Source organism: Actinokineospora pegani (assembly GCF_009745975.1).
GTDB classification, from domain to species: Bacteria; Actinomycetota; Actinomycetes; order Mycobacteriales; family Pseudonocardiaceae; genus Actinokineospora; species Actinokineospora pegani.
Map to the genome: position 1 here is coordinate 2,501 of NZ_WHOL01000045.1, position 11,027 is coordinate 13,527.

The following is an 11,027-nucleotide window of genomic DNA, read 5'->3' on the forward strand; positions in this document are numbered from 1 at the left end:
CAGCTTCGCGGGGCTGTCCCACCCGGCCACCGGCAGCACGCCCAAGCGGGCCGCGACCGACTCGGACACGTTCTCGGACACGTTGTGCCGCAACAACTCCACGGCGTCGGCGTCTGGTTCGACGGCCACCACGGTGCCACTGGTCCCGAGCCTGCTCAGCACCCGGATCGAGTGGTAGCCGACGTAGGCGCCCACGTCGAGGAAGACGCTGTCCGGCTCGATGAGCGAGTCGATCAGCTCGGCGACGTCGGGCTCCCACGCCCCGTTGCTCGACAGCACCGCCGACATGATCGAGTCCCGCGCGGGCAGCCGCAGCAGCCCGGCGTCGCAGAGCACCAGCGAGCTCGCGGTCTGCACCGGGTTGACGCGTTCCTGTTGGCGCACAACGACTCTGCGCAGCGCGTCGGTCGCGCGCAAGGCCTGGTCGGCGCTCCACGAACCGGTCTCGGCCCTGGCGTCGCGCTCCGCGAGCCTGGCCTCCAGCGCGTCCATCCGCGCGGTCGACGCCTCCAGCGCCTCGGTCAGCCGGCGCACCTCGTCCGCTGGTGGCGGGGGCGCGGCAGGCACAGCGGGGGCGGTGGCCTCGCGGAGACGGGAGCGCACGTCGTTGAGCGCGCGCGACCCGCTGACGACGTCCCCGCGCAGCCGCGCGATCTCGTCGTTGGCCGCGGTGACCTGCCTGCCCATGGCGGCCGACCGCTCCACCACCAGGTCGAGGTCGGCGCGCAGCAGGTCGACGTCGGGGGCGGCCAGCTTCTCCTGCCGCTCGACCAGCTCGACGGCGGTGCGCTCGATGCCGTCGATGAGCGAGCTGAGCACCGAGGTCAGGTGCGAGTCGTAGTGCGCGAGCACCCGCAGCACGGCCCGGCGCATCTGCGGGGCCATCGGGATCTTGTACCCGACGTCGGTGTCGGGCCTGCGCAGCAGCGCGTGCCGGGCGGTCCGCAGCGCGCGCAGCGGGTCGTCCTCGGTGGCCGAGGCCAGTGCCCGGCCCGCCCGCCAGCTCCGGTAGGCCAGTTCGACCCGCCTGCGCACGACCTCGCCCATCGCGGCGGGGGCCAGCGCCTCCAGCAGGTGGGTGCGCGCGGCGGAGCCGATCTTGTCGGCGGTGGCCTGGTCGTCGGCGAGGTCGCGGATCGCCCCGGCCACCATCGTGTCCGCGGCGAACTCGTCGACCGGCAGGACCACGCAGTTGTCCCCGCCGAGCAGCTCGGCCACGGTGCCCCCGGCGATCGTGACCAGGGGGACGCCGCGCAGCGACAGGTCGGTCAGCCACCGGTTGACGCCCGCTCCCCCGGGCTCGCCGGGGTGGTGCAGCGACAGCGCCCAGGTCGCGGCGTCGGTGGCGTGCCGGAACGAGGCCTGCTCGGTGATCAGCCGGACCCTGGGCTCGCGGGCCACCGACAGCCGCAGCCGCTCGGCGGCCTCGGTCCTGGCCAGCTCGTCGGGCACGAGCAGGACCAGCCGCACGTCGTCGCGCTGGGGGAAGGCCGCGCGGAAGGCGGCGAGCAGGTCGTCGGCCCGGTCACCGAGCGCGACGAGGACGGGGCCGCGGTCGAGGCCGAGCACGCGCCGCGCGTCGTCGACGGCCACCTCGTCGCGGGCTCCCGGGTCGGCGATCGGCAGCGGGACGGTGTGCGTGGCCACCCCGTCCGGGGCTGGGGCGACGGCGGGCCAGACCAGCCAGCGCTCGTCGGCGCGGGCGGGGACCGGTCCGTGCTCGTCGCGGACGGCGATCACGTGCCGCTGCCGTGGGACGGCGCCCAGCCCGTCCGAGGCGAGCACGACCGGGTACACCGGCTCGGTGGAGACCGGGAGCCCGGAGGCCTCCGCGGCCATCCGGAGGCGGTCGGCGAGCGGGCCGCCGCCCAGGACCGAGACGCCGATCTGGTCGACGAGGGCGACGTCGGCGGTCTGCCCGGGGACGGCGCGCTGCGGGAGCCTGCCGCTGAGCACGGCGTCGGTCGCGCACCAGTCGCGGTAGGCCGCCGCGTCGGCCCCGAACGGTTCGGGGAAGCGTTGGCGCAGGTCGGGGTCGTCTTCCCAGAGCCACTGCGCCCACCTGGTGGCGTCGGGGGCGCCTGCCGGGGCGGCGCACGCCCAGCGCAGGAAGCCTGCTGGGTCGACCCCGGCGGCGGGCGGCTGCTCGGCGCGGAACGCGCGGCGCATCGGGGCGGGGAAGGGCGGGCCGTCGGTGCGCGCGGCGAAGCGCAGGGCGGGCTCGGGCGGCTCGGTGTCGGCCAGTTCCGCCGCGTAGTCGGCGCACACCCGGTTGAGGGGCACGTTCTCCGACAGCAGGACGCGGGGGTTGTCGCGGTAGTCGGCGGTGAGCAGCCACGGTTTGCGCGGGTCGAAGCCCGCGAGGTCGATGGTGCGCAGCGGGGTGCCCGCGGTGGTGTGGACGCCGTCGGCGTCGCGGGTGAGCGGGCGTTGTCCGGCGTTCCAGCGGGAGAGGTTGAGCCCGGGGTCGCGCAGGACGCGGTGGTCGACCAGGGCGGGGGCGCCGTCGAGGAACACGGCGGCGCGGTCCGGGTCGGTGCGGCTGGCCTCGGCCCAGGCCTGCAGGAACTGCTCCGCCCCCGGCGCTACGGCGAGGAAGCCCTCGTCGTAGACGCCCGCGGCGAGCAGGTCGGCGGGGGTGGGGCGCAGGCCGTCGGCGGGCAGCGGGCGCAGCACCTTGGGCACCAGCACGACCGGGGCCTGGGCGAGCGCGTCGACGACGCCGGTGAGCGGGGCGAGCACCCTGACCCGGGGCCCGAGGTGCAGCACGGCGCCCTCGACCCGGGCGAGCAGGTGCTCGAGCAGGCGGGGCCGCAGCGCGGCGCAGGCCTCGGCGGTGGAGTGGCCGGTGGCCAGCACCGCCAGGTCGGTCTCGTCGATCCCGAGGTCGGCCGGGGTGAGCACGTCGGGGTCGTCCGGGTCGGCCCCGTCGACCAGCAGGGTGGTGAACCACGCCCCCGGGTGCTGTTCGCGGAACGTGCGGGCCGTGATCCGCGCCGCGGGCAGGCCGGCGCAGTCCACGACAGTGCACGCGGTCAGGACCGGGGCCTGGGCGACGTCTGCCACCCGGCCAACCTAACCGGTTCACCCGCCCGAGCGCGACGGTTGCTACCGGGATGGGTGGGCAGGTCGTGTTTTTCGGGGGGCCGCGCCCGGCGCGACTATCGCGAACACGGACCCCCGAGCACGACCAGTCACAGAACGGGGAGGAGTGTGCGCAGCTCGTAGGGGGTGACGCTGCGGCGGTAGCCGTCCCACTCCGTGCGCTTGTTGCGGAGGAAGTAGTCGAAGACGTGCTCGCCGAGGGTCTCCGCGAGCAGCTCGGAGTTCTCCATCTCGCTCAGCGCCTCGCCGAGGTTCTGCGGCAGGTTCGCGTACCCGGCGGCGCGGCGTTCGCGGTCCGACAGCGACCACACGTCGTCCTCGGCGGCCGGGGGCAGGGTGTAGCCCTCGGAGACGCCCTTGAGCCCGGCGGCGAGGATCACCGAGTAGGCCAGGTACGGGTTGCACGCCGAGTCCAGCGAGCGGATCTCCACCCGCCGCGACGAGGACTTCGTCGGGGAGTAGTTGGGCACCCGGACCAGGGCGGACCGGTTGGCGTGGCCCCAGCAGACCGCCGTGGGGGCCTCGCCGCCGACGATCAGCCGCTTGTAGGAGTTGACCCACTGGTTGGTGACCGCGGAGATCTCGCGGGCGTGCCGCAGCAGCCCGGCGACGAACGCCTTGCCGGTGTCGGACAGCTCGAACGGGTCGTTGGTGTTGTAGAAGGCGTTCTGGTCGCCCTCGAACAGGCTGACGTGGGTGTGCATGCCGGAGCCGGGCTGGTCGGAGAACGGCTTGGGCATGAAGGAGGCGTGCACGCCCTGGGTGAGGGCGACCTCCTTGACCACGTAGCGGAAGGTCATGACGTTGTCGGCCATGGTCAGCGCGTCGGCGTAGCGCAGGTCGATCTCCTGCTGGCCGGGGGCGTTCTCGTGGTGGCTGAACTCCACCGAGATGCCCATCGCCTCGAGGGTCTCGATGGCGTGGCGGCGGAAGTGCACCGCGTCGGCGTGCGAGGCCTGGTCGAAGTAGCCGCCGTTGTCGGCGGGCTCGGGCTCGCTGCCGTCGCTGGGCAGGTTCTTGAGCAGGAAGAACTCGATCTCCGGGTGCACGTAGCAGGTGAACCCGGCCTCGCTGGCCTTGCTCAGCGTGCGCCGCAGGACGTGTCGGGGGTCGGCCCAGCTCGGCGAGCCGTCCGGCATGGCGATGTCGCAGAACATGCGCGCCGAGTACGGCTCGCCCTCCGGGGTCTCCCAGGGCAGGACCTGGAAGGTTGCCGGGTCGGGCTTGGCGATCATGTCCGACTCGTAGACCCGGGAGAACCCCTCGATCGCCGAGCCGTCGAAGCCGATGCCCTCGGCGAAGGCGCCCTCGAGCTCCGCCGGGGCGACCGCGACGGATTTGAGGAAGCCGAGCACGTCGGTGAACCACAGCCGGACGAACCGGATGTCGCGCTCCTCGAGCGTGCGCAGGACGAACTCTTGCTGGCGATCCATGTGCGCAGCGTAGATGTTATGGAGCCGCTGTCGCCGGGGCGGCCCGCCGCTGTGACCCGATCCGCAGTGACATGACCGCGGCCACCGCGCACAGGCCGCCCGCGATGTGCCAGGCGGGGTCGTACCCGCCGTGGTGGTCGCGGATGAACCCGGCGCCGACGGCGGCCAGCGCGGCGCCCACCTGGTGGGAGGCGAAGACCCAGCCGAAGACGATCGGGCCGTCGGCGCCGAAGTGCTTGCGGGTGAGCGCGACGGTCGGCGGGACGGTGGCCACCCAGTCGAGGCCGTAGAAGACGATGAACGCCCACATCGGCGGTTCGGTGGTGGCGGCGAACAGGCTGGGCAGCACGATCAGCGACAGCCCGCGCAGGCTGTAGTAGGCGCCGAGCAGCCACCGGGGGTCGACCTTGTCGGTCAGCCAGCCCGAGGCGATGGTCCCGGCGACGTCGAAGAGCCCGACGAGGGCGAGCAGCCCGGCCGCGGTGGTGACCGGCATGCCGTGGTCGTGCGCGGCGGGGACGAAGTGGGTGCCGATGAGCCCGTTGGTGGAGGCGCCGCAGATGGCGAACCCGCCCGCGAGCAGCCAGAACGTGCGGTTCTTGACGGCTTGGCGCAGGACGGTGACCGCGCGGGTGGCGGCCCGGGAGGGGTCGACCGCGGGTGGCGGGGCCTGGTCGGTCCCGGTCGCGCCGTAGGCGGTGGTCCCGACGTCCTCCGGCCGGTCGCGCAGCGCCAGCAGGACCAGCGGCACGACGGCGAGCGCGGCGAAGGAGACCGTCAGCGACGCCTGCCGCCACCCGCCGTCCTCGGCCAGCCAGGCCACGACCGGCAGGAAGACGAGCTGCCCGGCCGCCCCCGCGGCGGTGAGGATGCCGCTGACCAGGCCCTGGTGCTTGACGAACCAGCGCGAGGTGACCGTCGCGACGAAGGTCAGCGCCATCGAACCGGTCCCGACGCCGACGCAGACGCCCCAGAGCAGCAGGAGCTGCCAGCTCTCGGTCATGAAGACGGTGAGCCCGCTGCCCGCGGCGACGAGCAGCAGCGCGCCTGCCACGACCCGGCGCATCCCCAGCTTCTCCATCAGGGCGGCGGCGAACGGGGACATCAGCCCGTAGAGCAGCAGGTTGATCGACACCGCCGCGCTGATCGTGCCGGTCGACCAGCCGAACTCGTCGTGCAGCGGCGTGATCAGCACGCTCGGCGCCGCGCGGAACCCGGCCGCGCCGACCAGCGCGACGAAGGCGACCCCGGCCACGATCCAGGCCCAGTGCACCCGGCGGGTCCGCGTCTGTGTCTGCGTCATGGGCACAGCGTGGAGGCTGGGTGCGACCGGAGAAAGTGGCCTGAATGCCAACATGTGTAAGAATTCGGCCATGACCCATCGCGTGGCGGTCCTCGCCCTGGACGTCGCCGTCGGATACGACCTGGCGATCCCCCCGCAGATCCTGCGCGCGGCCACCGGCCCCGACGGCGAGCGGCTCTACGACGTGGTGATCTGCGGTGTCGACGACAAACCGGTCCGGATGAACACCGGCTTCACCGCGGTCCTCGACCACGGCCCCGAGGCGCTGGAGACGGCTGATTCGGTGATCGTGCCGGGCACGATGGTCCAGGGCCCCCGCTTCGACGGCGTCTTCCCCGACCACCTGGCCGAGGCCTTCGCCCGCATCCGCCCGGGGGCCCGCGTCATGTCGATCTGCACGGGCGCGTTCGTCCTCGCCGCGGCAGGCCTGCTCGACGGCCGCCGGGCCACCACCCACTGGCGCTACGCCGACGAGTTCCGCGCCCTGTACCCCCGCGTCGACCTCGACCCGGACGTGCTGTGGGTCGACGAGGGCGACGTCCTCACCTCGGCGGGCCTCGGCGCGGGCGTCGACCTGTGCCTGCACGTGATCCGCCGCGACTTCGGCAGCGAGGCCGCCAACCGCTCCGCCCGCCACTGCGTCGTCCCGCCGTGGCGCGAGGGCGGCCAGTCGCAGTACATCTCCCGCCCGACCCCACCGGCGGACGCGGGCAGCGTCGCCCCGACGCGCGAGTGGGCGATGCGGAACCTGGCGGGGCCGCTGGAGCTGGCGACGTTGGCCGCGCACGCCGCGATGAGCGTGCGGACGTTCTCCAGGCACTTCCGCGCCGAGACCGGGCTGTCGCCGGGCGCGTGGGTGTTGCAGCAGCGGTTGCACCGGGCCAAGCACCTGCTGGAGTCGACGAACCTGCCGGTGGACCAGGTCGCGGCGGAGTCCGGCCTGGGCACCGCCGCCTCCCTGCGCCAGCACCTGCGCGCGACGATCGGCGTGTCGCCGCTGGCCTACCGGAAGACGTTCCGCGTGTCCTGACCGGGTGACGTGTCCCAGGGACCGAATCAGCAGGCCGGAAGTGCTCATCCCCGGACGGAGTCCTGGGTGAGCGCTGCCACTCTCAGCGGCCCCGCTCTACCATCGCGCCCATGTTCACGCGTCGTCGCTTGTTCGCCGCCCTGGCCCTCACGGCCGCCCTGGCCGGATGCACCAGTGGTGGGGGAGGGAGCGAGCAGCAGCAACCGGTCAGTGACCTGCCCGATGGGGCGGCCCTGCTCAAGGAGTCCGCCGAGGCGACCAGGATGATCGAGAGCGGGCACTTCAGCCTCAACGTCGACGGCCAGGTCGACGCGATCCCGGTGCAGAACGCCGAGGGCGACATCACCCGCAAGAACGGCGGGGGTGCCCAGGGGACCGTGAAGCTGACCTTCATGGGCAGCGTGATCGAGGGCAAGTTCGTGCTCACCCCCGACGACCTGTTCATCCAGGGGCCGACCGGCGGGTACCAGAAGCTGTCCGCGGGGCTCGTAACCAGCATCTACGACCCGTCGGCGATCCTCGACCCGGACCGGGGCGTGGCCAACGTGGTGGCCAAGGTGCGGCAGCCGCGCACCGAGGGCGAGGAGGAGGTCGACGGGGTCGAGACCTACAAGGTCTCCGGGACCGTCGCCAAGGACGTGGTGCTCGAGATCGTCCCGGGCGTGACCCAGGACGTCCCGGTCAGCGTGTGGATCAGGACCGACAACAAGCAGCCCGCGCAGGCGCAGGTCACGGTGCCGCAGGGCGACCAGGAGGCCACCGTGACGCTCAAGCTGTCCGAGGTCGGCAAGGACGTCACGATCACCCCGCCGAACTGACGTGGCCACCACCGACACGGCCGCGCCCGTGCTCCGCCGCCGGACCCGGTCGATCGCCATCGGGGCGGGTGGCCTGGCCGTGCTGCTCGGCGCCCTCGACACCTACGTCGTCGTCAGCGTGCTGCGGCAGATCATCGACGACCTGCAGATCCCGCTGAACCGGCTCGAGCAGGTCACCCCGATCGTCACCGGGTACCTGCTCGGCTACATCGCCGCGATGCCCCTGCTCGGGCAGGCCTCCGACCGGTTCGGCAGGCGCCCGCTGCTGCAGCTCTGCCTGGCCGGGTTCCTGGTCGGGTCGGTGGTCACGGCCCTGTCCCCGGACCTGACGACGCTGGTCGTCGGGCGCGTGGTGCAGGGGGTCGCCTCCGGCGCGCTGCTGCCGGTGACCATGGCGCTCGCCGCCGACCTGTGGAACGAGCGCGACCGCTCGACCGTGCTGGGCGCGGTCGGCGGGGCGCAGGAGCTGGGCAGCGTGCTCGGGCCGGTCTACGGGGTGGCGCTGGCCGCGCTGCCGCTGTGGGGCGACGTCTTCGGGATCACCGGCTGGCGCGGCGTGTTCTGGGTGAACGTGCCGCTGGCCGTGCTGGCGATGGTCGCGGTGGCGCTGACCGTGCCGAAGCGGGAGACCAAGCCGGTCAAGGTCGACGTGGTGGGCGGGACGCTGCTGGCCGCAGCCCTCGCGCTGGCCGTCGTCGGCCTCTACAACCCGGACCCGCGCAACGCCGTGCTGCCGCCGTGGGGGCCGCCGGTCCTCGCCGCGGCGGTGGTGGCGCTGGTGCTGTTCCTGGTCTGGGAGCGCAAGGCCAAGACCCGGCTGATCGACCCGGCCGGGGTGGCGATGCGCCCGTTCCTGGCCGCGCTGGGCGTCTCGGTCGCCGCGGGCGCGGCGCTGATGGTGACCCTCGTCGACGTCGACCTGTTCGCGCAGACCCTGCTGGGCCGCGACGACCGGGGCGGGGTCTTGCTGTTGCTGCGCTTCCTGGTGGCGCTCCCGGTGGGTGCGCTGGCGGGCGGGTGGCTGGCCGGGCGGGTCGGCGACCGGCTGGTGTCGGTGGTCGGGATGGCTGTCGCCGCGGTCGGCTACCTGCTGATGTCGTTCTGGCCCGCGGACCCGCTGGCGGGCGGGTGGTTCCCCGGGTTGTCGCATGTGGACAGCGACCTGGTCGTCGCTGGACTGGGTTTGGGGCTGGTGATCGCGCCGTTGTCGGCGGCGGTGTTGCGGGCGGTGCCGGAGAGCCAGCATGGGATCGCCGCCGCGTCTGTGGTGGTGGCCAGGATGACGGGGATGCTCGTGGGGCTCGCGGCGTTGTCGGCGTGGGGGCTGCACCGGTTCCACTCCCTGACGGCCGCGTTGGTCTTGCCGTTGCCGTTCGGGAAGGAGCCCGCGGTGGCGGCGCGTGAGTTGGCGGAGTACCAGGACGCGGTTCAGTCGGCGTTGCTCACGCAGTACACGGAGATCTTTTTGATCACGGGTGTGGTGTGCGCGGTGGGGGCGGTGTTGGCGTTGCTGGTGCCGGGAAGGTGCGTTCCTGAGCGGGAGTTTGGTGGGGGGGTTTGTGGGGGTGCTGGATCGGGTGGTCCTGTGTGGCCGGGGCCCCTGCGACGATCATGTGCGTGAGGGTCAAAAGTGAGGGGAAGGGCACCCTCACCGCCTTCCGAGCCTTGCACATGATCGCCTCCCCCAACCACACAGAACCACCCGATCCAGCCTTTCCCTAGGCCGGGCACTGGGGGCTTTGGGTGGGGTGGGGTGGTGTGGTGGGCTAGGAGCAGCGGGTGCCCTCGGGGGGCAGGGTGAGGTCGATCAGGTAGGCGACGCCCACGTCGTCGACGCACTTGACGCCCTGGAGGAATGCTGTGTGCTGGGTGGCCTCGTAGGTGAGCAGGGCGCCGCCCAGGGCCTTGGCCAGGTTGACGCCCGCGTCGTAGGGGGTGGCGGGGTCGCCGGTGGTCGAGACGACCAGGACGGGGGGCAGGCCTGCCTCGGGGCTGGGGACCTCGCGGGTGCCGGTGGCGGGGGCGGGCCAGTAGGCGCAGGTGTCGGGGGCGGCGACCGGCGGGTCGCCGTCGTCGAGGAACGGGGCGGCCTCCTTGTACTGGCGGTCGACCTCGAGGAGCACGGCCGGGTCGGTGACGCGCTCGTCGTCGACGCAGCGGACGGCGATGAACGCGTCGTGCAGGGTGGAGTAGCGGCCGTTGGCGCCGCGGTCCTCGTAGGAGTCGGCCAGGGCCATGAGGAGCCTGCCGCTGTTGCGGCGCAACTCGGCCAGGCCGGAGTTGAGCGTCTGCCAGACCTGCTCGGAGTAGAGGGCCTGCACCACGGCGGTCTCGGCGTCGCCGAAGGACAGCACGCGGCCGTCGGCGAGGCTCACCGGCCGGTCGCGCAGTGGCATCACCAGCGCCTTGAACTCGTCCTGGGCCTGCTGGGCGTTGTTGCCCAGCGCGCAGTCCTGGCGCTGCACGCACCAGGCGACGAAGTCCTCGAACGCCTTCTGGAAGCCGCGGCGCTGGTTGACCACCTCGGCCACCGCGTCCTCGGTGGGGTCCAGGGCCCCGTCGAGGACCAGGGCGCGCACGTTCGCGGGGAAGGTCTGGGCGTAGACGGTGCCGATGCGGGTGCCGTAGGAGCGGCCGAGGTAGGTCAGCTTCTCGTCGCCGAGGACGCTGCGCAGCACGTCGATGTCCCTGGCGACGTCGCGGGTGCCCACGTTGGCCAGCATCGCCGCGCCCTTGCCGGTGCGCTCGGCGCACTTGGCGGCGTAGTCGCGCTGCTCGGCCTCGATCTCGGCGAGGTCGGCGTCCTTGCCGTCGTCCTCGGCGCGCTGCTCGTCGCGCTCGGCGTCGGTGCGGCAGCGCACGGTCGGCTCGCTGGAGCCGACGCCGCGCGGGTCGAAGCCGACGAAGTCGAACCGCTCGTTGAGCGCGGCGCTGTCCAGCACCGCCGCGCTGGCCAGGCCCGTCGCCCCGGGACCGCCGGGGTTGGTCACCAGCGACCCGATCCGTTCCCCCGACCGGGTGGCGGGTTTGCGCAGCAGGCCGAGGGTGATCCGGTCACCGTCCGGCGCGGAGTAGTCGAGCGGGACGGTCAGCCGGGCGCACTGCAGACCGGGCGCGGCCAGGGCCTGGCGGTCGAACGGCGTCGTGCCGTAGGCGCCGCAACCCTCCCAGGTCAGGGGCTGTCCGTAGTATTCGTCGAGGCCCTGCGGGACCACACCGGTGGGCCCGCGGGTCTCGGTCACCTCGGCCGGGGTGTCCGGGGTCGTGCCGCACGCGGCGAGCAGGAGGGCGGACAGGACCACGGCCTTGCTCACACTGCGCACACGCCCGATCCTGCC

General features: G+C 73.2%; 7 protein-coding genes (1 of these 7 cut by a window edge). 3 read left to right on the forward strand and 4 right to left on the reverse strand.

The window, feature by feature from the left end; all coding sequences use genetic code 11:
- From GCL84_RS03635 to GCL84_RS03645, 3 genes are all read right to left on the reverse strand, one after another.
- On the reverse strand, positions 1 to 3,066 hold the 5' portion of the coding sequence (locus GCL84_RS03635) for an FkbM family methyltransferase (protein WP_156753901.1). 432 nt of this gene lie to the left of the window's left edge; 3,066 of the gene's 3,498 nt are visible here — the first part of the coding sequence; the start codon lies at positions 3,064 to 3,066; the stop codon falls past the left edge of the window.
- Positions 3,067 to 3,194: 128 nt separating this feature from the next.
- Positions 3,195 to 4,538 (reverse strand): type I glutamate--ammonia ligase, encoded by a 1,344-nt coding sequence (gene glnA / locus GCL84_RS03640; RefSeq protein ID WP_156753902.1) that lies wholly within the window; start codon positions 4,536 to 4,538, stop codon positions 3,195 to 3,197.
- A gap of 16 nt (positions 4,539 to 4,554) precedes the next feature.
- Entirely contained in the window at positions 4,555 to 5,841 is a 1,287-nt protein-coding gene (locus tag GCL84_RS03645; protein ID WP_156753903.1) for an MFS transporter, read from the reverse strand.
- Between the two features lie 70 nt (positions 5,842 to 5,911).
- Here GCL84_RS03645 and GCL84_RS03650 point away from each other — a divergent pair, with 70 nt between their 5' ends.
- The 3 genes from GCL84_RS03650 to GCL84_RS03660 all read left to right on the forward strand — a co-directional run bounded on the left by GCL84_RS03650 (position 5,912) and on the right by GCL84_RS03660 (position 9,310).
- Positions 5,912 to 6,871 carry a GlxA family transcriptional regulator gene (locus tag GCL84_RS03650; protein WP_156753904.1) on the forward strand — a complete coding sequence of 320 codons (960 nt, stop codon included), beginning with the start codon at positions 5,912 to 5,914 and terminating at the stop codon, positions 6,869 to 6,871.
- 110 nt (positions 6,872 to 6,981) lie between these two features.
- A complete protein-coding gene (locus GCL84_RS03655) occupies positions 6,982 to 7,689 on the forward strand; it encodes an LppX_LprAFG lipoprotein (protein ID WP_156753905.1) in 708 nt (235 codons plus the stop codon).
- 1 nt (position 7,690) lies between these two features.
- The gene (locus GCL84_RS03660; RefSeq protein ID WP_235925969.1) at positions 7,691 to 9,310 is read left to right on the forward strand and encodes an MFS transporter; all 1,620 of its coding nucleotides are present in this window, start codon (positions 7,691 to 7,693) and stop codon (positions 9,308 to 9,310) included.
- A 145-nt stretch (positions 9,311 to 9,455) separates the two neighbouring features.
- Here the strand turns inward: GCL84_RS03660 and GCL84_RS03665 are convergent, their stop codons facing one another.
- Complete coding sequence (locus GCL84_RS03665; protein ID WP_197522996.1) at positions 9,456 to 11,012, reverse strand: alpha/beta hydrolase; 1,557 nt, start codon at positions 11,010 to 11,012, stop codon at positions 9,456 to 9,458.
- Positions 11,013 to 11,027: the final 15 nt, after the last annotated feature.

What these genes read in the sequence shown, in the direction of transcription:
- glnA (WP_156753902.1), bottom strand. Translation starts at nt 4,538, where the DNA reads ATGGATCGCCAGCAAGAGTTCGTCCTGCGCACGCTCGAGGAGCGCGAC.
- GCL84_RS03645 (WP_156753903.1), bottom strand. Translation starts at nt 5,841, where the DNA reads ATGACGCAGACACAGACGCGGACCCGCCGGGTGCACTGGGCCTGGATC.
- GCL84_RS03650 (WP_156753904.1), top strand. Translation starts at nt 5,912, where the DNA reads ATGACCCATCGCGTGGCGGTCCTCGCCCTGGACGTCGCCGTCGGATAC.
- GCL84_RS03655 (WP_156753905.1), top strand. Translation starts at nt 6,982, where the DNA reads ATGTTCACGCGTCGTCGCTTGTTCGCCGCCCTGGCCCTCACGGCCGCC.